Source organism: Amycolatopsis magusensis (genome assembly GCF_017875555.1).
Lineage (GTDB): Bacteria > Actinomycetota > Actinomycetes > Mycobacteriales > Pseudonocardiaceae > Amycolatopsis > Amycolatopsis magusensis.
Map to the genome: position 1 here is coordinate 8,853,220 of NZ_JAGGMS010000001.1, position 22,983 is coordinate 8,876,202.

At 69.1% G+C, this 22,983-nt stretch carries 20 protein-coding genes; 5 read left to right on the plus strand and 15 right to left on the minus strand.

What is annotated here, in order from left to right; genetic code table 11:
• Window position 1: 1 nt before the first annotated feature.
• The 7 genes from JOM49_RS39840 to JOM49_RS39865 all read right to left on the minus strand — a co-directional run bounded on the left by JOM49_RS39840 (window position 2) and on the right by JOM49_RS39865 (window position 6,866).
• Window positions 2–811, minus strand: a complete 810-nt coding sequence (locus JOM49_RS39840; RefSeq protein ID WP_308159029.1) for a nuclease — start codon at window positions 809–811, stop codon at window positions 2–4.
• Window positions 812–922: 111 nt separating this feature from the next.
• Window positions 923–2,347 (minus strand): amidohydrolase, encoded by a 1,425-nt coding sequence (locus tag JOM49_RS39845; protein ID WP_209669662.1) that lies wholly within the window; start codon window positions 2,345–2,347, stop codon window positions 923–925.
• A gap of 4 nt (window positions 2,348–2,351) precedes the next feature.
• Window positions 2,352–3,521: a DUF222 domain-containing protein gene (locus JOM49_RS39850; protein WP_245369630.1), complete on the minus strand. Its 1,170-nt coding sequence runs from the start codon at window positions 3,519–3,521 to the stop codon at window positions 2,352–2,354.
• 533 nt (window positions 3,522–4,054) lie between these two features.
• Entirely contained in the window at window positions 4,055–5,455 is a 1,401-nt protein-coding gene (gene lpdA, locus JOM49_RS39855) for a dihydrolipoyl dehydrogenase (protein WP_209669664.1), read from the minus strand.
• An 18-nt stretch (window positions 5,456–5,473) separates the two neighbouring features.
• Window positions 5,474–6,172 (minus strand): lysophospholipid acyltransferase family protein, encoded by a 699-nt coding sequence (locus tag JOM49_RS39860; protein WP_372444188.1) that lies wholly within the window; start codon window positions 6,170–6,172, stop codon window positions 5,474–5,476.
• A gap of 86 nt (window positions 6,173–6,258) precedes the next feature.
• A complete protein-coding gene (locus JOM49_RS43570; RefSeq protein WP_245369631.1) occupies window positions 6,259–6,432 on the minus strand; it encodes a hypothetical protein in 174 nt (57 codons plus the stop codon).
• Between the two features lie 26 nt (window positions 6,433–6,458).
• The gene (locus JOM49_RS39865) at window positions 6,459–6,866 is read right to left on the minus strand and encodes a nitroreductase family deazaflavin-dependent oxidoreductase (RefSeq protein WP_209669668.1); all 408 of its coding nucleotides are present in this window, start codon (window positions 6,864–6,866) and stop codon (window positions 6,459–6,461) included.
• Between the two features lie 148 nt (window positions 6,867–7,014).
• On the opposite strand from JOM49_RS39865, the gene JOM49_RS39870 reads away from it, so the two are divergent.
• Window positions 7,015–8,256, plus strand: coding sequence for an MFS transporter (locus tag JOM49_RS39870; RefSeq protein WP_209669671.1), 1,242 nt, complete (start codon window positions 7,015–7,017; stop codon window positions 8,254–8,256).
• On the opposite strand, the gene JOM49_RS39875 is transcribed toward JOM49_RS39870, so the two are convergent.
• From JOM49_RS39875 to JOM49_RS39905, 7 genes are all read right to left on the minus strand, one after another.
• The gene (locus JOM49_RS39875) at window positions 8,212–9,051 is read right to left on the minus strand and encodes a sugar phosphate isomerase/epimerase family protein (protein WP_209669673.1); all 840 of its coding nucleotides are present in this window, start codon (window positions 9,049–9,051) and stop codon (window positions 8,212–8,214) included. The two genes, JOM49_RS39870 and JOM49_RS39875, sit on opposite strands and share 45 nt — an antisense overlap.
• A gap of 13 nt (window positions 9,052–9,064) precedes the next feature.
• On the minus strand, window positions 9,065–12,526 hold the full coding sequence (locus JOM49_RS39880; protein WP_209669676.1) for a ThuA domain-containing protein: 3,462 nt from the start codon (window positions 12,524–12,526) through the stop codon (window positions 9,065–9,067).
• Between the two features lie 117 nt (window positions 12,527–12,643).
• Window positions 12,644–13,642: a hypothetical protein gene (locus JOM49_RS39885; RefSeq protein ID WP_209669678.1), complete on the minus strand. Its 999-nt coding sequence runs from the start codon at window positions 13,640–13,642 to the stop codon at window positions 12,644–12,646.
• Between the two features lie 150 nt (window positions 13,643–13,792).
• Window positions 13,793–14,953 (minus strand): Gfo/Idh/MocA family protein, encoded by a 1,161-nt coding sequence (locus tag JOM49_RS39890; protein WP_245369632.1) that lies wholly within the window; start codon window positions 14,951–14,953, stop codon window positions 13,793–13,795.
• Window positions 14,954–14,984: 31 nt separating this feature from the next.
• On the minus strand, window positions 14,985–15,797 hold the full coding sequence (locus tag JOM49_RS39895) for an ABC transporter ATP-binding protein (RefSeq protein WP_209669680.1): 813 nt from the start codon (window positions 15,795–15,797) through the stop codon (window positions 14,985–14,987).
• Between the two features lie 8 nt (window positions 15,798–15,805).
• Window positions 15,806–16,825: an ABC transporter substrate-binding protein gene (locus tag JOM49_RS39900; RefSeq protein WP_209669682.1), complete on the minus strand. Its 1,020-nt coding sequence runs from the start codon at window positions 16,823–16,825 to the stop codon at window positions 15,806–15,808.
• A 17-nt stretch (window positions 16,826–16,842) separates the two neighbouring features.
• Window positions 16,843–17,721 (minus strand): ABC transporter permease, encoded by an 879-nt coding sequence (locus JOM49_RS39905; RefSeq protein WP_209669684.1) that lies wholly within the window; start codon window positions 17,719–17,721, stop codon window positions 16,843–16,845.
• Window positions 17,722–17,848: 127 nt separating this feature from the next.
• On the opposite strand from JOM49_RS39905, the gene JOM49_RS39910 reads away from it, so the two are divergent.
• The 4 genes from JOM49_RS39910 (at window position 17,849) to JOM49_RS39925 (ending at window position 22,067) form a co-directional block, all read left to right on the plus strand.
• Window positions 17,849–18,880, plus strand: a complete 1,032-nt coding sequence (locus JOM49_RS39910; RefSeq protein WP_209669687.1) for a LacI family DNA-binding transcriptional regulator — start codon at window positions 17,849–17,851, stop codon at window positions 18,878–18,880.
• Between the two features lie 8 nt (window positions 18,881–18,888).
• A complete protein-coding gene (locus tag JOM49_RS39915; RefSeq protein WP_308159030.1) occupies window positions 18,889–20,028 on the plus strand; it encodes a mandelate racemase/muconate lactonizing enzyme family protein in 1,140 nt (379 codons plus the stop codon).
• 72 nt (window positions 20,029–20,100) lie between these two features.
• Complete coding sequence (locus JOM49_RS39920) at window positions 20,101–21,258, plus strand: dihydrodipicolinate synthase family protein (protein WP_209669691.1); 1,158 nt, start codon at window positions 20,101–20,103, stop codon at window positions 21,256–21,258.
• Window positions 21,258–22,067 (plus strand): sugar phosphate isomerase/epimerase family protein, encoded by an 810-nt coding sequence (locus tag JOM49_RS39925; RefSeq protein WP_209669693.1) that lies wholly within the window; start codon window positions 21,258–21,260, stop codon window positions 22,065–22,067. Before JOM49_RS39920 ends, JOM49_RS39925 begins: the two co-directional genes overlap by 1 nt.
• Here the strand turns inward: JOM49_RS39925 and JOM49_RS39930 are convergent.
• Window positions 22,064–22,981, minus strand: a complete 918-nt coding sequence (locus JOM49_RS39930) for an SMP-30/gluconolactonase/LRE family protein (RefSeq protein ID WP_209669695.1) — start codon at window positions 22,979–22,981, stop codon at window positions 22,064–22,066. The two genes, JOM49_RS39925 and JOM49_RS39930, sit on opposite strands and share 4 nt — an antisense overlap.
• Window positions 22,982–22,983: the final 2 nt, after the last annotated feature.

Below are 22,983 nucleotides of genomic sequence, written 5' to 3' on the forward strand. Positions count from 1 at the left end.
GTCAGCCCTCCAGGAAGACGATCCGCTCGGGGTCGACGGTGAGGCGCAGCTGCTGGCGCTTCACCTCGACCAGAGTGGCCAGTTCGGTGGCCTGGCCCTCGGGCGTGGTGAACAGCCGGTCGTTGCGCGTGTCGAGGTAGCGCGTGAAGTTGGCCAGCGAGACCCCGCCGCTCTCGTCGAGGGCCAGGTAGTCGACCAGGCGCCGGAACAGCTTGGGCAGCAGCACCACCTCTTCCTGTAGTTGTTTGCGCGAGCTGAGCCGGAAGCCCGCGGTGGTCACGTCGTGCTCCCAGATGCCGAGGTTCTCCTTGCGCGCGGCCGTGGCGGCGTCGGCGAGCGCCTGCCGCAGGTCGAGGTAGAGCAGGGAGTAGAACGTCGGAAACGCATGCCCGGCCTCGAGCACTTCGTAATTCGCCGAATCGGCGACGCCCTTCGCGTCGAGGTGGACCTGGCTGCCGTCCTTCGCGCGGCCACGTGAGCCGCGGAATGCGAATGCGACCGGGCGGCCGTACTTGTCCGCGAACCGCGTCAGGATGTGCCCTGGCACGCTTTCCGGTTTCGCCGAGGTGACGGTTCCGTCCTCCTCCCTTTCCACTGTTTTGAATCCGAGCTGTGTGAGCAGCGCGTCGGCTGCTTCCCTGGCCAGCCGCGGGTGCTGGTGCCACATTCCTCCTCCCGGCGCTTGGCTCTGATAATGGGTTTCCAGCGCGTCGATGCCCTCCAGGCGCAGTTGCGCGCCGCCGCGGGAGTTCAGACGCACACGCAGTCCCGCTTTGAGGAAGGCATCCACATCGGTTGGGTAAAACCGCACCGAATCACCGTCGGGCGACGCTCCGACGATCTGGAAGGTTCCTTTGATCAACGTCAGTGTCATGGAGTCATGCTAAGTAGCGAAGGTCGCAATTACGCCGTCATCAGCCATTCAGCCCAACGAATGGAAGAATGTGCGGCGGCCGTCCAGGATGGTGGTGATCACCGGTACCGAGCGCAGGTCGGCAGTGCGCAAATCCGCCGCCACCACGACCAAGTCGGCCACGTCGCCAACCTCGACGGTGCCGCGGCCCCCGGACGCCGCCTTCAACGCGGCCTCCAACGGCAACGCCTGCTCGGGATGCCAGGCGGGGCGTTCGTCGTCGGTCCGCTCGACCGCTGACGCGATCGCGTCCCACGGATCCAGCGGCGCGACCGGAGCGTCGGACCCGAACTCCAGCGTCGCCCCGGCGGAGTGCAGGGCGCGGTAAGGGAACGCGTCGGCTGTCCTGGAAGGCCAGTGGTGATCGGCGACGTCGCGATCGTCGGGCTGGTGTGCAGGCTGGACGCTGGCCACCACGCCGAGCTTCGCGAACCGGGGCAGGTCCTCGGTCCGCACCAGCTGAGCGTGTTCGATCCGCCCGCCGACCCCGATTTCCTCGAAGGCGTCCAACGCGAGCGTGTTCGCGTGATCACCGATCGCATGCACTGCGGGAACGATGCCGTGCTCGGCGGCGCGTCGCATGAGGGCGACAAGTTCGTCATACGGCAGTTCCAGCAGGCCGTGGTCGCCACTGTCGTAGGCGTGGTGGCAGTAGGCCGTGCGCGTGTTGAGCGATCCGTCGACGAAGAGCTTGTAGGGGCCGACGCTGAGCAGGCCGTCGGTGTCACCGGTGCGCCTGCCGAGGGCGATGGTCGTGTCCAGGAGGTGGCGGGCGATCACACAGGACACGCGAACCGGCAGCGGTCCCGCTTCACGCCGACGTTCCCAGGCAGCCATCGTGTCGGTGTACTCGTAGTCGGCGATCTTCGTGACCCCTAGCGCCGCTGCGGCCTCCGCCGCCTCGAGCACCCAGCGATCCACCACCTCCGGCGGCGCCGCGGGCAGTTCGGCGGTCGCGCTCATGCAGTCGTTCTCGATGAGCACGCCGGTCGGATGCTCCCGGCCGATCAGCGCGAGCGCGGCAGGACTCAGCCACAACGTGTGGAGGTCCGCGCTGAACAACGCGATCGCCTGCCCCGGCAGCGCCCGTTCGAGGAGGTCCTTGTGCGGGGCGTCCGGCCAGAGCCCGTCACGGAACCCGCCCCCGAGCAGCAACTCCTGGGGCCGATGTCCGTGGCGCACCAGGATGTCGACCACCTCAGCCGCCGACTTCGCCTGCTCGAGCGGGATGCGACGACGGGAACTGGCCCACTGTTCGGTGTGGACGTGCGAGTCCACCAGCCCCGGCAGCAAGGTGCCGCCATCCCCGTCGACCACCTCGGCACGTCCCGGACCCTCGTCGCCGATCCCGGTCACCCTGCCGTCGGCGATCCGCACGTTGACCAGCGGCCCGTCCAGCCCCAGCCGCACGTCGCGCAGGAACAGCTCACTCACCCGATCACGCTCCAGCCCCGTAGACGTCGTCCACCCCGCCCAGGCCCGGCGGTTTGCTGGTGTAGCTCTGGTTGGCCGGGGTGGTGATGGTCAGCGTGCCATCCGGACCGACGGTGTGTCGCCAGCCGGGGACGTCGCGAAGCTTGTGATCCGCCCGACACAATCCCACCAGCGTCCGTGCGTTGGTCGGACAACCCTTTGCCCAGCCCCGACCGGTGCTGTCGCAGTGGTCGAGGTCGCCGAACTGCGCGGGTCGCGTGCACCCCGGTCGACGGCACTCGCGATCACGGACCCGGACCAGCTCGTCGAGCCCGGCCTTGGGCCGGTACCGCCGGCGTCCCAACTCGAGGATCTGGCCGTCGACGGGGTCCGTGATGATGCGCTGGAAGACCGTCTTGCGGCCGGAGGCGAGGTGGCGGGCCAGCGCGGCCGGGATCGGACCGTGCCCGGCCAGCTCCGCCGGATCATTGCGGAGGCCTGCGTAGGTCAGGACGTCCATGTACAGATACACATGGGCCTTGGGCTCGCCGCCGAACTGCTTGCCCACCAGCATGTCCAGCGCCACGTCCGCACGGAGCTGGTCCAGCGTGCCGGGCTCGCCACGGGTCTTGAGCTGGCGAGCCTGTCGATCGACGCAGACGTACGCGGCGGTGACCTTTTCGACGGGCGCGCTTTCCAGGGACAGACCGGCCACGCCGGCCTCACCGTGCTTCAGGAACAGCCCGCGGTTCTCGCGGCGCTTGATGGCTTGAGCCTCGAAGCCGAGCGGATCAGCACGCGCCGCCGCCGAGCTCGCCGAGCGCCGGGCCGACGTCGGGTTCTTGCCGAGCAGCCGATCGGACATCACCTTGTCCACCACCGCCGCCTTGTCGTACTCCAGCCAGGAGGCGGCGCCGTTCACCGCCACCGCTGACGCCATGGGGACCAGACCGTGCTCCACCAGGTTCAGCACCCGCGGGAAGCGATCGACCAGGCCCTCGGCATGACCGAGCAACGCCTGTGCCTTGAACTTCGTCATGCACAGCGCCATCGCCAACTCCTCGGCCACCCCGCGCCTCGTCTTCGAAGCGCGGGCGAACGAGACCACCTGCCGAGCCAGCCGAGCGTCAAGCCGGGCCATTTCCGCAGCAGTGGCTTTCATGGTGAGGAGCATGTCCTCCAAGGATTCCCCCATGTCATCGACCCTAGGCGAACAGACGTTCGATTGGAACGGATACTTGGGGACACAAACGGGTGAATGGGAATCGCACGAATGCGGAACCCGGCGACGGGAAAGCGGGACTCGACTGCAGGTATGTCGGATTCGGTTGCAGGATCCGCGAATTTTGACTGCGGCAACGTGAACCTGGTTGGGGGAACATCGTTTCGACTGCGCCGAAGTGGGACTTCGTTGCCAGAAAACAGGTATTGGCCACAGGAGCCCCAGACTCGATTGGGAGAGCGCGAGATTCAGCTGCGACAACGCGAGACCCAACTGCGCGAACGCGGGATTCGGCCGCCCGAATGTGGCACTCGGATGCAGGAGTGGGGGGATCAGCCGCACCAATGTGGGACTCGGCTGCGGGAATGTGAGGTTCGGCTGCCTGAATGCGGAGTTCGGCTGCGGGAACGTGGGGTTCGGCTGCCTGAATGTGGAGTTCAGGCAGTGGGAGGTGAGACGAGGGGCGGGGTGAGGGGGCACCCGAACTCCCCCTCACCCCCGACGAATTACATGTTGATCATGTGGCCGGCCAGGCCGTGGATGGCTTCCTTGACGGCTTCGCTCAGGGTCGGGTGGGCGTGGACGTTGCGTGCGACCTCGTGCACGGTCAGGTCCCACTGCTGCGCCAGGGTCAGTTCCGGCAGCAGCTCCGTGACGTCCGGGCCGATCATGTGCGCGCCGAGCAGTTCCCCGTGCGTGTTGTCGCTGATGATCTTGACGAAACCGACCGGGTCGGCCAGGCCGTGTGCCTTGCCGTTCGCGGTGAACGGGAACTTCGCGACGTTGACGTCGAAGCCCTTCTCCCGCGCCTGCTCCTCGGTCCACCCGAACGAGGCGACCTGCGGCTGGCAGAACGTCGCCCGCGGGATCATCTGGTAGTCCAGTTCCATGGTCTCCGCGCCACCGATGGTCTCGGCGGCGACGATGCCCATGGACTCGGCGGCGTGCGCCAGCATCAGTTTCGCGGTCACGTCCCCGATCGCGAAGATGTGCGGCACGTTCGTCCGGCAGAAGCCGTCGATGGCGATGGCGCCCCGCTCGGTCAGCTCGACGCCGGTCTTCTCCAGGCCGTAGCCCTCCACCCGCGGCTGGAAACCGATGGCCTGCAGCACCTTGTCCGCTTCGAGCGTCTGCTCCTTGCCGTCCTTGGAGACGGTCACCCGGACCTTCGCACCCGACTCGTCGATCGACTCGACCCTGGTCGAGGTGAGCACCTCGATGCCCAGCTTGCGGTACCGCTTCGCCAGCTCCTTGGACACCTCGGCGTCCTCCAGCGGCACCATCCGGTCCAGGAACTCGACGATCGTGACCTGCACGCCGTAGTTGTGCATGACGTAGGCGAACTCGACCCCGATCGCCCCGGCGCCGGCGATGATGATGCTTTCCGGCAGCTCACGGGTGAGGATCTGCTCCTCGTAGGTGACCACGCGATCGCTGACCGACGTCCCCGGCAGCAGCCTGGTCGTCGCGCCCGCGGCGATGATGGCGTTGTCGAAGGTGATCGTCTCGGAACCACCGTCGCTGAGCGCCACCTCGAGGGTGTTCGCGTCGGTGAACGCGCCCCGGCCGGTGAACTCGGTGATCTTGTTCTTCTTCATCAGGAAGTGCACGCCCTTGACGCGCCCCTCCGCGACCTGGCGGCTGCGGTCGTGGGCCACGCCGAAGTCGAAGCTGACCGTCCCGTCGACCTGGATGCCGAACGTCTTGGCCTCGTTGTGGAACAGGTGGGCCAGTTCGGCGTTGCGCAGCAGCGCCTTCGACGGGATGCAGCCCACGTTCAGGCAGACACCGCCCCAGTACTTCTCCTCGACGATCGCCGTCTTCAGCCCGAGCTGGGCAGCCCGCACGGCCGCGACGTACCCGCCGGGCCCCGCTCCCAGCACCACCACATCGAAATGAGCACTCATGCTCGCCAGCCTATGCCCCTAACGGGTGACGCGCGGGGTCTGCCCGCGGACTTCACCGAGGAGAGTGGTGACCGCCGTCATGATCCGGTCGGTGGCCTCCCGCAGCACCGCCGCCGTCGGCTCGGCACCGACCAGGTCGGACAGCTCGACCGGCGGCCCGGCCACCAGCTGCACCCGCGGCCTGCGGAAGAACCGCGGCAGCGGGCTGCCCTGCGGCAGCAGTTCGTGCGTGCCCCAGTTGGCCACCGGCACCACCGGCACCCCGGTCTCCAGCGCGATCCTGGCGATGCCGGTCTTGCCCCGCACCGGCCAGTGGTCCGGGTCCTTCGAGAACCCGCCCTCCGGGAAGATCGCCACGCACTCCCCGCGCCGGACCGCGCCGACCGCGTCCCGGTAGGCACCCGAAGCGGTCGGCTTGCCGCGGTGGACCGGGATGTGCCCGCCACCGGACATGATCGAGCCGACCAGCGGCAACCGCCACAGGTCGGCCCTGGCCAGGTACCTCGGGACCCGGCCTGCCGACAGGCAGAACGCGGTCAGCGTGGTCGGGTCGGCGTAGGACAGGTGGTTCGACGCCACCACGAACCCACCCGAGGCGGGCAGGTGCTCGGTGCCGCGGAAACTCGGCCGCGTGCCGAACACCAGCATCGGCCAGATGACGTCGATCGCCAGGCTGTAGAAGAACCCGCGCCCACGACGGGGGAACCGCCTGGTCACCGCCCACAGTTGACGGAGCGTGAAGGGACCCCGCCCGGTTTCGAGCGGGGTCCACCGAAGACTTCTCCTGCGCAGCACGCCGGACCTCAGCGGTCGGAGTCGGATTCCACCGGCCAGGCCGCGAGCTCGCGCACGATGCGCTGCGCGCGGGCCAGGCCCGGCACCTCGGCGGGGTCGAGTTCCCCCCGCTCGGCCTGCCGTTCGGCTTCGGCGAGCTTGGCCAGCAACCCGGCTACCTCGACGGTCGAGTCCTTCGACATGGTGCCCTGCGCTTCCTGCCGGTGGATCAGCTTTGGCGTTCCAGCACGACCACGGGGATCGGCCGGTCCGTCTTCTTCTGGTAGTCATCGTAGTCAGGCCACACCGCGGCCATCTTCGGCCACAGCACGGCCTTCTCCTGCTCGTCCGCGGTACGGGCCCGCGCGGTGAACTTGTCGGCCTTGACCTGGACCTGCACCTCGGGGTTCTCCTGCAGGTTCAGGAACCAGCCGGGGTGCTGGTCGGCCCCGCCCTTGGAGGCGACGACCACGTAGGCGCCCTGGTGCTCCTGGTAGATCAGCGCGAACTTGCGGTCCTGCCCGGTCTTGCGGCCCTTCGTGGTGAGGATGAGCACCGGCGCCCCCTTCTGCCAGTCGTGCCCCACCTCCCCGTCGGTTTCCTCGTACCGGCGGACGTGTTCGTCACCGAACAGCATGGAAAAGCTCCTCTCCGTAACTTGGTTGTCTCGTCAGCAACAGACGCCCGAACGCGCCCGGCTATTCCGGCGGCCCCGGATTGGCCCAGCCGACCCTGGTCGATATTGGACCTTCTGGCCGGCCAATGCGACTCCTACCGTTGCTGCCATGAGCGTTCTCCCCCAGCCTGGCCCACCCCGCGTGCTCGCGCTCGCCCAGCTGATCAACTCCTTCGGCGACGGCGCCTTCTACGTCACCTCCGCGCTGTACTTCACGCGGGTGGTCGGGCTGTCGGCGACCGAGGTCGGCTTCGGGCTGACGGTCGGCTGGGCGGCGGGTTTCCTGGCGAGCGTGCCGCTCGGCGCGCTCGCCGACCGCCGCGGTCCGAAGGGGACGGCGGTCGCGCTGGCGCTGGCCACCGCGGTCGCCGTGGGCGCCTTCGTGTTCATCGGCTCGTTCGTCGCTTTCGTGCTGGCCGCCTGCGTCTACGCCTCGATGCAATGTGGACTGTCCGCCGCGCGGCAGGCGCTGCTCGCCGCGCTGGTCGACCAAGCCAGCCGGACGGCGACGCGGGCGTACCTGCAGTCCAGCACGAACGCCGGGCTCGCGGTGGGGGCCGCGCTCGGCGGCCTGGCGCTCTACGCCGACACCCGCGCGGCCTACCTCGCGGTGTTCGTCGTGGACTTCGCCGGGTTTGTCGTCGCCGCGCTGCTGTTGCTCCGGTTGCCGCCGACCCCGCCCGCCCCGGCCAGGACCACCGGCGAACCGCGGCTGGCGGTCCTGCGGGACAAGCCGTACGCGCTGGTGTCTCTGCTCAACCTGGTGATGCAGTTGCACATCCCGATGATCGGGCTGGCGATCCCGTTGTGGATCGTCCAGCGCACGCAGGCGCCCAGCTGGACAGTTTCGGCGTTGCTGGTGCTCAACACGGTGAGCGTGGTGCTGTTCCAGGTCCGCGTGGCCCGTCGCGTCACGAGCTTGACCACGGCGAGTCGTACGGTGAGGTACGCGGGCGTGCTGCTACTCGCGTCCTGCGGTGTCTTCGCCCTGTCCGCCGCGGGAACCGGACCGTGGACAGCGGCACTCATCCTGCTCGGCGCCGCCGCACTGCAGGCGCTGGGCGAGATGATGCAGGCCTCCGGCGCCTGGGAGATCAGCTTCGCGCTGGCCCCGGACGGCAAGCACGGCCAGTACCAGGGCTTCTTCGGCTCGGGCTTCGCCGTCGCGCGGATGATCGGCCCGCTGGTGCTGACCACGCTGGTGCTTTCCGGCGGCACGCTCGGCTGGCTGGTCCTCGGTGGTGCCTTCCTCACCGCCGGGCTCGCCATGGGCCCGGCGGTGAGGTGGGCTACCGCGGAACGGTCGCTAGAAGCGGACGTTCCGGAGGTACTCGTGACTCCGCGCCGCTGAGGCCAGCGGCACCTTGGGCTGGTCGTGCTCGACCACGTACTCCCGGATCCCGGACTGCGCGTACCGGCGGAAGATCGCGGGCCAGTCCAGGGTGCCGTGGCCGACATCCTCGAACGACCCGTCCGGCGCCATGTCCTTCACGTGGTAGACCGGGAACCGGCCCGGGTACCGCGCGAAGTAGTCCAGCGGGTCGTACCCGCCGTTGTAGATCCAGTAGATGTCCAGCTCGAAGTTCACGAACCGCGGGTCGGTCTCTTCGACCAGGATGTCGTAGAGCACCCGGCCGTCGACGGTCTTGAAGTCGACGCCGTGGTTGTGGAACAGGAACTTCAGGCCGGCGCCGCGGGCGAGCACACCCCACCTGCCGAACTCCGACGCCGCCAGGCTGTACCCGGCGACCGTCTGCAGCGAACCCGGCAGCGACGGCACCACGAGGTAGCGCACACCCAGCACTCGCGCGGTCTCGATCTCCCGGGCCGCGTTGGCGCGCATGGCGTCCCAGCTGGTGTGCGTGAGCACGGCCCGCAGGTTCGCCTTGTCCAGCATGGCGCGGAACGCCTGCGGGCTGTGCCCGTAGAGCCCGCTGACCCCGACCGTGGCGTACCCGATCGCGCTGAGCGCGTCGAGCGTGCCCTGGGCGTCGGTGGTCATCAGCGAACGCACGGTGTAGAGCTGGATGCCGATGTGGTCCAACGGCACCGAGTGCAGCGGTTCAGCGGCGGCGATTCCGCTGGTCAGTCCCATGGCCACGGTCGTGCCGGCGGCCAGCTTCAGGAAAGTACGACGTGATTCCATCTTCCCAGCCCTTTCAGTTGACCGTGATGACGACGTGCCCGCTGCTGACGACCCCGGTGTCGTCCACCACGGTCAGCCGGGCGGTGTAGCTGCCCTTGCGCGGGTACGCGTGGCTCGCGGTGGCACCGTCGGCCTTGGCGTTGTCCCCGAAGTTCCAGTGGTACTCGGCGATCGTGCGGCCGGCGGGCGGGGTGACCTTGGCGCTCAACGCCACCGTCAGCGGTGCCGCGCCCGAAGCCGGTGCGGCCGTGACGGCGACCTCGGCGTTGATGCCCGGCAGGGTCACGCCCTGGCCGTTGAACTGCACCCAGTCCAGGGACAGCAGGTCAGCCTTGGCCGGGGTCCAGTCCGGGTTCACGAACACCGCGTGCAGCTTCACCGGGCGTCCCGGATCGGTCAGCGGCACGGTCGGTGAGACGAGGTTGCCCCAGCCGCCGGTGTTCGGGATGACCGCGGAACCCAGCAGCGGCCCGGTCGGCGAGTCCGCGCGGAACTCGATGGTGCCGCCGAGGCCACCGGACCCGGCGCCGACGGTCACCGAGCCGATGCCCTTGAGGTTGATCGGGTCGTAGGCGACCCAGTCACCGTGCTCGATCTCACCGAGCCGCTTGCCCGCGGACGCGCCGCTGTTGCTGATCACCTGGACGCCGCCGTTGGGGCCACCGGTGCCCTCGTGGTGCTCGGCCTCCTTGCGCTTCGGCTCCAGCGTCAGGTGCGCCGACCCGACCAGGCTCGGCGCGCCGCGGCCGCCGTTGTCGGTGTAGGTGGCGCTGAGCGCGGCGTACAGGTTCTGGCCGGGGCCGTGGCTGCCGCCCGCGTCGGTCTGCACGGTGCCCGTGCAGCCGGCCACGTTGTCCATCGGGTGCAGGTGCGTGTCGTGCCCGAGCTGTGACTGCACCACGACCTTCGAGCAGTCGATCCGGCCGTCCTCCCGGTCGGTGACCTCGACGGTGAACGGGATGCGGTCGCCGAAGTCGAACATGCCGCCGTGCACCGGCGTGCTCACCTTGACCTCCGGACGTGTGTTGCCCGGCGTGATCTCGGCGACGGCGACCCCGGTGAGGTCGTTCGTCGTGCTGGTCACGGTGAGCCGGGCGGTGAACCGGCCGGGTTCGGTGTAGACGTGCGTCGGGTTCGGCTCGGTGGAATCGATCGTGCCGTCGCCGTCGAAGTCCCAGGCGTAGGTGATCGGCTCGCCGTCACCGCCGCCGGTGCCCTCGCTGGAGAAGTCGACGGTCAGCGGCACGCGCCCGTTGTCCACCGAGGGCGTCACCTTGGCCGACGGCGCCCGGCCGTTGGCCACGTAGTCGATGCGGTAGATGCCGGCGCCTTCGTTGCTGCCACCGCGGCCGGTGCCGCTGCCCTCGCCGAAGTCGATCACGTACAGCGAGCCGTCCGGGCCGAACTCCGCCTCGAAGGGCTGGATCCAGCTCATGCCGCCGAGCATGCTGTTGATCGAGTTGAGGTCACCGGCCTCGACCGGCGGGAATTTCGGGTCGGTGAAGGCCTGGTCCTGCTGCTGGACCGACATCGCCTTGAACCACTTGCGGGTCAGCTCGTAGTTGAGCCACTTGCCGTCGAAGTACTCCGGGAACTTGGTGACCAGCGGGTTGTCCGGGTCGTAGGCGTAGACCGGGCCGCCCATCGGGCCGCCGCCACCGGTGCCCAGTTCGGGGAACTCCGCCGAGGCCGAGTAGGCGTACCACATCCACGCGGGCGTGGCGGGCGGCAACTCGGTGAGCCCGGTGTTGTTCGGCGAGTCGTTGACCAGGTTGCCGCAGTCGAACTTGCCCTTCGACTTGCCGGTGGCGAAGTCCCAGTCGTTGAACGGCGTGTTGTTGCCGGTGCAGTACGGCCAGCCCTGGTTGCCCGCCTTGGTGATGCGGTCGAATTCGACGGTGCCCTCCGGGCCGCGGTCGGGGTTGGCGGTCTTCGAGTCGGGCCCGTAGTCGCCGACCAGCAGCGCGCCGGTCTGCGGGTCCACGGTGATCCGGAACGGGTTGCGCATGCCCATCACGTAGATCTCGGGCCGCGTCTTCTCGGTGCCCGGCGGGAACAGGTTGCCCTCGGGCACGGTGTAGGTGCCGTCCGGCTGCGGGGTGATCCGCAACACCTTGCCGCGCAGGTCGTTGGTGTTGCCCGAAGTGCCCTGGGCGTCCCAGGCGCGACGACCCTCGCGTTCGTCGATCGGCGCGAAGCCGTCGGAGGCGAACGGGTCGGTGTTGTCGCCGGTGGCGATGTAGAGGTTGCCGTCCTTGCCCATCGCCAGCGAACCGGCCATGTGCGAGTTGGCGCGGCCCTCACCGCGGTAGGTGGGCACCTCCAGCAGGCGCTTCTCACTGGCCGGATCGACCACGTCGCCGGTGACGGTGAACCGCGAGACGTTGAGCCGCTTCTCCACCTTGTCCGAGTAGAGCAGGTACAGGTGGTTGTTCTCGGCGAAGTTCGGATCCAGCGTCAGCCCCAGCAGCCCGTCGGACTGGCTGGTCATGTCGGAGCTGTACTGGAAGTCCAGCGCGGTGCTGAGCTTGAGCGTCTGCTGGTCGATGATCTTCAGCGCGCCGGTGCGCTGGATGTAGAACACCCGGCGGTCCGGGGCCACGGCCAGCTCGAACGGGTCGGCCAGGCCCTGGGTCTGCAGCGGGACGCGCTGGTAGTTCTTGTCCTGGGTGGCCGAGCAGTCACCCGGCTTGGCACCGGAAGCCCACTCGATCCCGCCGAGCAGGTGGCTCAGGAACCGCGGATCGCTGAACTTCTCCTTGGCGTGCCCGCCCGCGGTGAACCAGGAGCGGCCGCCGTCGTAGTTCTGGCACCACGACCACGGGTGCTCCAGGCCCTGGTCCAGACCGGGGATGCCGTCGCCGGTCTTGATCTGGGCCAGCGTGTGCACCTTGCCGGTCGGGTTGACCTTCCAGTTGTACCACTCCTCGGTCTGCTCCCAGACCTCCGGCAAGTCCTTTGTGGACGGATGCACCCGGTCCAGCACCTTGACGCGCCCGACCTGGGGAGCGGGGTGGTGGGTGAAGATGGCGCCGACCAGGCCCTCGTACCAGGCCCAGTCGCGCTCGCTGGCCGAAGCCGCGTGGATGCCGGTGAACCCGCCACCGGCCTGGATGAACCGCTGGAAGGCGGCGCGCTGCCCGGCGTCGAGCAGGTCGCCCTTCTCCGGCGTGGAGTTGGTGTTGTTGAACACGATCGCGTCGAACCGGGCGAGGTTCTCGTCGGTGAACGCGGCGGCGTCGTCGGTGGCTTCGACGTCGAAGTGCTGTTCGGCCCCGAGCTTCTCGATCGCCGCGATCCCCGCCGGGATCGAATCGTGGTAGAAATTCGTGACCTTGGAGAACACCAGGACCGAGAACCTGGCGTGGGCCGCGGCGGGTGCCGCGGTCAGTGCCGCCGCCATGGCGGTGGCCAGCAACAACCCGGCCACGGCGGACAGCCGCCTGGAAAGCGCACGGGACTTCAACCGCTTCACGGGGTCCAACCTCTCTGTTGGCGTTCGCTGCGAAGCCGTGGTGCGGCACCTGGCGGGTGCCGCACCACGGTTTGGAGCTACTTCCCCAGCCCGTTCAGCGCAGTGGTGTTACCCGGATCAGAGCTGCGCGGGCCCAGCGACAGCCGCGGCGTTCTCGGCCGCGGAACGGCGCTGGTCGACCTTGGCCTGGGCCTCGGCCTCGGGGCTGACCGCCGCCGACCGGGCGGCGAACCCGGAAGCGGAGGCGGACAGGTTTTCGAACTGCCCGGAGACGGTGCCGCGAACGCGGTTGTCCGCCCCGGTCGGAGCCGGGGCGTTGCCCGTGCCGGCGAGGTTGCCCCGGATGATGTTGTTGCTCACGCGCACATCGGCGGTGTTGTCGGAGATGGTGACGTTGCCGCCCCAGTAGCTCGCCTGCGCGCAGGCGATGACCGGGCCGTCGGCGCCGATCTGCAGGGTGTGCGAGTTGCCGGTGTAGGTGGCGTTGCCGTAGACCTCGCCACCGCAGAACACCGAGCCCAGCGTGGCGCCGGTGACGCTCAGGTTGGCACCGATCACCGAGTTGGTCAGGTCCAGGTAGGACACCCCGGTACCGGTGACCGACTTGGCGAACTCGGAGTTCTCCGCGTAGACCTCACCGACGGTGGAGGTGACGTCACCGGCCACCTCGGCGCCGCTGAGGAAGGCGTAGGTCGAGCGCTCCGGGTGGGCCGCGGCGGAGACCTTGACGTTGCCGCCGACCGGACCGCCGGAGACGAAGGTGCCGTAGGCGTCGGTGAGCACCAGGTCACCGGCGATCTTGGTGGCCTGCGCGTCGAAGAAGCCGTCGTCCTGCACGGCCACGCCACCGTCGAAGGTGCCGCCGGTGACGACCAGGTTGGCACCCGGCTCCACGGTGACCGAGCCGGTGACTCTGGTGCCGTCCAGCACGCACGACTTGCCCGTCGCCACGCGGAGCTCGCCCGGCACGGTCACCGCGCCACCGCTGCCCTCGCAGAAGGTGACGAAACCGGCGCTGGCCGGGGTGGCCAGCGCGACCAGGCCCAGGCTGGAGCTGGCGGCGGCCAGGGTGAGCGCGGCCAGGGACCGGCTGCGGGCGCGACTGAGACCGAACATGGGGACCTCTTCCGTTTCAGCGTCGTTTTAGTTCCGGTACAGATTTATTCATTAATGCGTTAAGAAAGCGCTATCAGTTACCCCTGTGAACATTAGATTCGGATGCCTTGAAGTCAATCGAGCATTCGGGGCAACAGACTCACGCAATACCTACAGCTTCAAATCCGGAACGTCAAGACGCCTGCCCTCACGCCAGGCCTGTAAGCCCAGTTCAGCGAGCTGGACCCCCCGCGCGCCGGCGAGGAAATCCCACGGGAATTCTTCACCCGAAACCACGTGCTTCAGGAAAAGCTCCCACTGAACCTTGAATCCGTTGTCGAACTGTTCGTTGTCCGGGACCTCCTGCCACTGGGCGCGGAAGTCCTCGCCGGCGGGCAGATCCGGGTTCCAGACCGGCTTCGGCGTCATCGAGCGGTGCTGCACGCGGCAGCGCCGGAGCCCGGCCACCGCGCTGCCCTCGGTACCGTCCACCTGGAACTCGACCAGCTCGTCGCGGAACACCCGGGTCGTCCAGGACGAGTTGACCTGGGCGATGACCCCGCCCTCGAGCTCGAAGATGCCGTAGGCCGCGTCGTCGGCGGTGGCGGCGTAGGCCCGGCCGGCCTCGTCGACCCGCTGCGGGATGTGCGTGGCGCCCTGGCACTGGACGGTCCGCACGCCGGCGAAGATCTCCTCCAGCACGTACCGCCAATGACAAAACATGTCCACAATGATTCCGCCGCCGTCTTCGGCGCGGTAGTTCCAGGAAGGCCGCTGCGCCTCCTGCCAGTCGCCTTCGAACACCCAGTAACCGAACTCGCCACGCACCGACAGGATCTGTCCGAAGAAACCGCCGTCGACGAGCCGCTTGAGTTTGCGCAAACCGGGCAGGAACAGCTTGTCCTGGACCACGCCGGCCTTGACCCCGGCGTCGCGCGCCAGCCGGGCCAGCTCCAGCGCGCCCTCGGTGTCCTCGGCGGTCGGCTTCTCGGTGTAGATGTGCTTGCCCGCCGCGATCGCCTTCTTGATCGCGTCCGCCCGCGCGCTGGTCACCTGGGCGTCGAAGTAGATCTCGGTGTCGGGCAGGGCCAGCGCCTCGTCGAGGTCGGTGGTCCACCGGTCGATCCCGTGGTCCTTGGCGATCGAGGCCAGTTTCGCCTCGCTGCGCCCGACCAGGATCGGCTCGGGCAGCAGCACGGCGCCGTCGGCGAGCCGGAGCCCGCCCTGCTCGCGGAGCGCCAGGATGGACCGCAGCAGGTGCTGCCGGTAGCCCATCCGGCCGGTCACGCCGTTCATCACGATCCCGATCGACCGCTGCTCGATCCCCGCCATGCCAGCCCTTCCCAAGTCTGTTCGGATGTGCTCAGTCGGCCGCGGAGGCCGAGCCGAGGTGGTCGCGGATCACCCGGGTCGCCCGCGCGAACTCCGGTTCCGCCATGGTCCTGGCGTAGTCGCGTTCGACCGGCAGCGCCACGTCGACGACGCCGGCGATGGTGCCAGGGCGCGCGGTCATCATCACCACGCGGTCGGCCAGGTAGACCGCCTCCGCGATGGAGTGGGTGACCAGCAGGATCGTGGTGCCGGTCTCCTGCCAGATGCGCCGCAGTTCGACGTTCATCTGCTCCCTGGTCAGCGCGTCGAGCGCGCCGAAGGGCTCGTCCATCAGCAGCACCGGCGGGCGGTGCAGCAGCGCGCGGCACAGCGCCACCCGCTGCTGCATGCCCCCGGAGAGCTCGTGCGGGTAGGCGTCCTCGAACCCGGTCAGGCCGGTCATCTCGATCAGCTCGTCCGCCCGGCGCCGCGCCGCCTCCGGCGCCATCTTGCGCATCTCCGCCTGCAGCAGGATGTTCTTGCGGGCCGAGCGCCACTCCAGCAGCGCGGCCCGCTGGAACACGTACCCGATGTCGCGGCGTGGTCCGGTGACCTCGGCGCCGAGCACGCGCACCCCGCCGGTCGACGGCTTGAGCAGGCCGGACGCCAGCTTCAGCAGCGTCGACTTGCCGCAGCCGGACGGGCCGACGATGGCGACGAACTCCCCCGGCTCCACCTGCAGCGACACCTCGTGCAGCGCGGTGACGTCCCGCTTCTTGGTGCGGAAGCGGACCGCGACGTCGCTCAGCTCGACCGCGTGCGAAGTGCCCGTCGGGGTGATCGGCGTGGCTTCAGCCGTGCTCATGTCGTCCGTCATCCCTTCGGGGCGAGCCCGCCGTCCCAGTACACACTGGGCTCTTCGGCCTTCTGGATCACGCCGGAGCTGGCGAAGATCTCGATGGTCCTGCGCCAGTCCGCCTCGTCGTTGACCCCGGGCGCCTTGCCCTGCGTCGCCTGGGTGTTCAGCAGCTCGAGCGTCTTGGCGAACTGCTCGGAGAGCACCGCCTTCGACGGCAGCTGCTCCGAGGAGCCCTGCATCGCGTCCACCGCGGCGGCCTGGTCGCCCTTGGCCGCGGTCCACGCCTCGCTGGAGGCGGTGACCATGCGCTGCACCAGGTCCTTGCGCTCGGTGAGCGTCTTCTGCGAGGTGAGCAGGCCGTTGGAGAAGAAGCTCAGCCCGTGTTCGGCGAAGCGGAGGTAGGAAACCTGCTTGCCCGCCTTCTCCTGCATGGTCGGGCCCTGGTCGGTGGCGTAGCCGAGCAGCGCGTCGGTCTGGCCCGACATGACCGCGGCCATCTTGCCCGCCGCGTCGGTGTTCTGCAGGGTCACGTCGCCCTCGGCGAGCCCGTTCGCCTTGAGGAAGGCGGGGAAGGTCTTGCTCAGCGCGTCACCGGCGGTGCTGGCGATCTTCTTGCCCTTGAGATCCGCGGGGGTGGCGATTCCCTTTTCGGAGAAGAATTGCACCGAGGAAGGTGTCGTCTGCAGGAAAACGCCGATGCTCTTGACCTTCATCCCCTGCCCGACCCCGGCCAGTACCGCGGGTGTGTCGGCCCAGCCGAAATCGGTCTGGTCGGACGCGGTCGCCTGCACGGTTTTCTGCGAACCCTGCCCGGCGCGGATTTCCAGGTCGATTCCGTGCTTTTCGAAGATCTTCTGGTTCTTGCCGTAGTAGAACGGGGCGTGTTCGCCGTACGGGTACCAGTTCAGCGTCAGCGTGACCTTGTCCAGGGTCTTGCCGTCGGCACTGGTGGACTGCGGCGTTTCCGAGCCACCGCAACCGGTGGCCAGCAGCAGCACCGCGGCGGCTCCTGCGGCGAGAGCGCGGAGTTTCATTTGTTCACGCCTCTTCTCTACAGCGTTGTAGTGACGTTGTCGGAACGGCGGCTCGCGTGCCACGGCAGCACGAGCGCCTCCAGCCATTCCACGATCAGGAAGAGCAGCACACCCATCAGCGAGATGATCACCAGGCCGGCGAACAGCGTCGGGGTGTCGAAGTTGCCGTTGGCCTGCTGGATGATGAAACCGAGTCCTTCTTCGGAGCCCACGAACTCACCCACCACGGCACCGGTCACCGCCATCGTGGCGGCCACCTTCAACCCGGAGAACAGGTGCGGCAGCGAGGCCGGGAACCGGATCTTCCAGAACGTCTGCCACGGCTTGGCGCCCATGGTCGCGGACAGTTCCAGCATTTCCGGGTCGATCGACTTCAGGCCGGTGACCATCGAGATGACCACCGGGAAGAACGCCATCAGCACCGCGACGATCACCTTCGGGCCGAGCCCGAAACCCAGCCACACCACGAAGAGCGGGGCGACCGCGATCTTCGGGATCACCTGCGCGAACAACAGCAGCGGGTAGAGGCTCTTCTCGATCGTCGAGGAGTAGACCATGATGACCGCCGCGAACACGCCGATCACCGTGGCGATGACGAAACCCAGCAGCGTTTCGTAGGTGGTGGTCCAGGCGTGGTCGAGGAAGTAGTCCGGCTTGGCGAGGATCGTTTCCAGCGTGACACCAGGGGAAGCGACCTCGAAGGGCTCCACCAGTTCCGCCGCGGTGATCGCCCACCAGCCGGCGAACAGCAGTGCCAGCAACACGAACGGGCGCCACGAGCGTTCGAGGAAGCGGACGAAGCGATCGCCGGCCCCCGGCCGCGCCCGTTCGGTGACGCCGCCCGGTGAATCTCCCACCGACTGCCCGAGTCCCTCGGTCGGGGTTCGCGTGACCATGACCCTCCGTCCTGCGACCGGCACCCGATGGTGCGCTTCCCGGCCCTGAATGCGCTTTCTGAATGCGCTTTCAGGTAGAGTATGCACACCAGACAGACCGGTCAAGGATTCGTTGAGGGGAGCCGTGATGAACGGTCGTCCGCACGTCACGCTCGAAGACGTGGCCCGCGCCGCCGAGGTTTCCCTCGCGACGGCGTCGAGGGCGCTGAACGGCACCACGAAGGTGCGCGCCGACCTGCGTGACCGGGTGGTCGCCGCCGCGGAGAAGCTCGCCTACACGCCGAACGCGCACGCGCAGGCGCTGGCCGGGGCGTCACACCGCACGGTCGGCGTCATCTGCCACGACGTGAGTGACCCGTACTTCGCCGCGATCGCCCGCGGTGTCATGCGCGTGGCCGGTGACAACGGGCTGCTGGTGATGCTGGCCAGCACGTTCCGCGATCCGCAGAAGGAGATCGCGTACGTGTCCATGCTACGTGCGCAGCGGGCCTCGGCGATCCTGCTGATCGGTTCCGGGTTCGAGGACAAGGCGTGGGAGAAGGCGCTGGCGGCGGAGATCGATCCGTATCGCCGCGGTGGCGGTCAGGTCGCGGTGGTCAGCAGGCACCGCAGCCTGCGGGTGGACACCGTGCAGCCGGAGAACCGCGAGGGTGCCGCCGCGCTGGCGAAAGCCCTGCTGGCGCAGGGACATCGCCGGTTCGCAGTGCTGACCGGCCCGCGCGCACTGACCACAGTGGTCGATCGGCTCGGCGGTTTCCGCGACGGGCTGGCCGAAGCCGGTATCGAACTCGCCGAACGCGACATCGTGGAGGCGCCCTTCACCCGCGACGGCGGCTACGACGCGATGAACGAGCTGATCGCGCGCGGGCTGGACACTGACTGCGTGTTCGCGGTGACCGACGTGATGGCGATCGGCGCGCTCACCGCGTTGCGCGAGGCGGGCATCCCGGTGCCCGGCCAGGTGTCGCTCGCCGGTTTCGACGACATCCCGGTCGTCCGCGACCTCGATCCCCCGCTGACCACGGTCGCACTGCCGCTGGAGGAGCTCGGCGAGAAGGCGATGGAGCTGGCGATCAAGGGCAACACGAGCACGCGCAGCCGGATCACCCGGCTCTCCGGTGAGGTGGTCCTGCGCTCGAGCACGGCGGCTCGTCGATGAAGGGCCTGGTGGTAGAGCGGGTCGAGACCTTCGCGGTGGCGTTGCCGACGTTGCGCTCGTTCGGCGTCGCGGGCGGTGCGGTCGCGGTGGCCGGACGGCCGAGCGTGCGGGTGCTGGTCAAGGTAAGCGCGGACGGCGCGAGCGGCTGGGGTGAGGCCACGCCCATCCCGGCGTGGACCTACGAGACCGCCGAGTCGATCGTCTCCACCATCGACCGCTACCTGGCGCCCGCGATCCTCGGGCGGCCGTGCTGGGACCTCGACGGCGTGACCAGCGTGTTCGACCGCGTCATCAACCGGGGTTTCTCCATCGGGGCGCCGCTGGCGAAGTCCGCTGTGGACATGGCGCTGCACGACCTGCTCGGGCGGGCGCTCGGCGTGCCGGTGGGGGTGCTGTGGGGACAGCGCCGGGCAGAGGAGATCGAGCTGGGCTGGATGGTCTCCGGGCAGTCCCCCGGCGAGGTGGCCGAGCGGGTCGCCGAGGGCCGCGAGGCCGGTTATCGCGCGTTCAAGGTGAAGATCGGGCTGCACGCCGAGGACCTCGCCGTGGTGCGGGCTGTCCGGGAGGCGGCCGGTGCCGATGCTCCGCTGTGGGTGGACGCGAATCAGGCGTACGCGGTCGACGAGGCCGTGCGGGTCTCCCGCGTGCTGTCCGAATTGGACGTTCACGCCTTCGAGCAGCCGTTGCCAGCCAACGACGTGGTCGGTCTCGGGCGGCTGCGAGCCGAATCCGCGGTGCCGATCGCTTTGGACGAGAGCCTGCGGCACCCGAGTGATCTGGCCACCTTCGTGAAACTGGGCGCGGTAGACGTGGCGATCGCGAAGGTGCAGCGCAGTGGCGGATTGACGCTTTCCCGGCGATTGTGCTCGCTCGCCGAAGACAGCGGGGTGCGATTGATGGGTTCCGGGCTGACCGACTCGGACCTCGGACTGGCCGCGTCGCTGCACTTGTTCGCCGCCTTCGGCATCGACACCCCGGTCGACCTGAACGGCCGCCAGTTCGTCGGATCCGCTTACGCCACCGGGGAAACCGTGCAGGTGCACGGCGGCATCGCGCGGGTGCCCACCGGCCCGGGACTCGGCGTCGAGGTCCACGAATCGGTGGTGCGGGAACTGTCCGTCGACGTGCTGACCGCGGGAGTGCCCTGACGGCCTCTTGTCGTTCCGCGGAGTTTTGCCTACCTTGTTCAGAAAGCGCTTTCACCAACCGGGAGTCCGCCGATGAGCCCACTGCTGTTGCCCACGCGCGAGCGGACGCTCGAGCCCTTCTCCCCCACCGGCCGCACCACCCCGCTGACCTCGCCGGCGCCGGTCACCTCGCGCGTGACCTACGCGGCCGCGCACGTGGTCGCCGATCCGCTGGCCGCGGGTGACCCGGCGTTCGAGGTGACCGTCGACTGGGACACCACGCTGCGCTTCCGGCACCACCTGTGGCGCTGCGGGCTGGGCGTGGCCGAGGCGATGGATACCGCGCAGCGCGGCATGGGCCTGGACTGGGCCGCCACGCAGGAACTGATCCGGCGCACCGGCGCCGAGGCGCGCGCGGCGGGCGGACGCTGGTGCGCCGGGGTCGGCACCGACCAGCTGCCATCGGGTCCGGCCTCGCTGGACGACATCGTCGAGGCGTGGCGGGAGCAGCTCGCGCTGGTCAGCGAGGCGGGCGCGGTGCCGGTGGTGATGGCGAGCCGCGCGCTGGCGGCGGTGGCGAAGGGGCCGGAGGACTACCACGAGGCGTACGGGCGGGTGCTCGCCGACGCCGGTGGCCCGGTGCTGCTGCACTGGCTCGGCGAGCAGTTCGACCCGGCACTGGCCGGTTACTGGGGGCACGCCGACGTCCGCGACGCCGCCGCCGAACTGGCGAAGCTCTGCGCCGAGCACGCGTCCGTCATCACCGGGGTGAAGGTCTCCGTGCTGGACGCGGAGGTCGAAGTCGGCTTCCGGCGTTCGCTGCCCGCCGGGGTTTCCTGCTACACCGGCGACGACTTCAATTACCCGGAGCTGATCGCGGGTGACGAGCAGGGGCACAGCGAGGCGCTGCTCGGCATCTTCGACCCGATCGCCCGGGTCGCCGGGGCGGCGTTGAACCGGCTGGATTCCGGGGATACTGAAGGATTCCGCTCGTTGCTCGACCCGACCGTGGCGCTGTCACGGGAGATCTTCCGCGCGCCGACCCCGCACTACAAGGTGGGCGTGGTGTTCCTGGCGCACCTGATGGGGCACCAGGACCACTTCCGGATGATCGGCGGCCTGGAGTCGGCGCGGTCGATCGTGCACCTGTCCGACGTGCTGCGGCTGGCCGACGCCGCGGGCGTGCTGGAGGACCCGGATCTCGCGGTGGCGCGGATGCGCTCGCTGCTGAGCGTGGCGGGGGTGGCCTGATGGACAAGCTGAGCCTGAACCAGATCACCACGAATTCGTGGTCGCTGCCGGAGGCCGTGCGGGGCTGCGCCGAGTCCGGGGTGGGGTGGATCGCCTTCTGGCGGAACAAGGTGGCCGAGGTCGGCGTCGACGAAGCGGCACGGCTGGTGAAGGAGCACGGGCTGCGGGTCTCTTCGTTGTGCCGTGGTGGTTTCTTCACCGGGGTGCAGCCCGATGGGTCCCCTGTGGACGGTGTCGCGGACACGCGGGTGGCCATCGACGAAGCCGCGCGGCTGGGGGCCGAAGTGTTGGTGCTGGTGGTCGGCGGGATCGCCGGTGGCGACCTGGTCCGCTCACGGCAGCTGGTCGCGGACGCCGTCGAGGAACTGGTGCCGCTGGCGCTGGACCGCGGGGTGCGGCTGGGCCTGGAGCCGCTGCACCCGATGCAGTGCGCCGAGCGGTCCGTGTTGTCCACTTTGGACCAGGCGCTGGCGATCGCCGAGCCGTACCCGGCCGAGGCAGTGGGCGTGGTGGTGGACGAGTTCCACGTGTGGTGGGACCCGCGCGTCGAAGACCTGATCGCGAAGGCGGCGGGGCGGATCGCCGGTTTCCACGTGTGCGACCAACTGGTGCCGTTGACCGACACCCTGATGGGCCGCGCCCTGCCCGGCGACGGCCCGATCGACCACCGCCGCCTGCGTGCCTGCGTCGAAGCCGCCGGGTACGACGGCCCGATCGAGGTGGAGGTCTTCAACACCGACCTGTGGGCCCGGCCAGGCGCCGAAGTCCTGGCCGAGACCATCGAGGCGTACCGCAACCACGTGGCCTAGGCCAACGAGGTGAGGGCGATCGCCCGTTCTTCCAGGCTGCTCAGGTACAGGAGGCCGTCCCGTTCCCGGATGCCGGTCGCCATGTGGAAGCCCGGGATCTCCCCGCGGAAGTCGTGCACCACGGCACCGTCCACCGACAGGCCCAGTGCGCCCGTGCTGCGGGAGGGCGACGGTTGCAGGCCGACCGGCAGCCGCCGGACGCCCAGGCGCAGCGGGCCCGGCAGCCGTCGCACGAGGTCGAGGGCGGGGACCCGCGGGCTGGCCTGGGTCACCCAGATCAGGCCGTCGGAGCCGGTGGAGATGTTGTCCGGGTAGCCGGCCAGGTCCGAGGCCAGCAGGTCCTGGCGGCCCGAGCCGTCCAGCCAGTACCGCCGCACGGCGAACGCGCCCGTCTCGGCGACCGCCACGAAGGACTCGTCCGGCGCCAGCGCGACCCCGTTGGCGAACTGCAACCCGTCGCCGACCAGTGAGAGCTGCCCATCAGGCGAGTACCGGAGCAGCCGTCCGCCGGCGTGCTGCTCGATCAGGTCCTCCCGCCACGCCGAGAGCGGGAAGCGGTCCGACGAGTCCGAGAAGTAGATGGTGCCGTCGGCCGCGACACCGGCGTTGTTGCAGACCATGATCGGTTTGCCGAGCGCGGAGGTGGCCAGCGTCTTCACCGCACCGGACGTCGGCGAGACCAGCAGCAGCCCACGCGAGGCGTCGCACACCAGCAGGTCGTCGCCGTACAACTCCAGCCCGAGCGGGCGCCCGCCGGTGTCGGCGATCAGCTCGATCCGCCGCCCCTGCTCGGACACCCGGATGATCCGGCCGTCGTCGAACCCGGTGTAGACCGCCCCGGTGGCGTCCACCACCACGTCCTCGGGCCCGTTCCCGTTCACCGGGACCAAGCGCACCTGGCCGAACGGTTTCATGC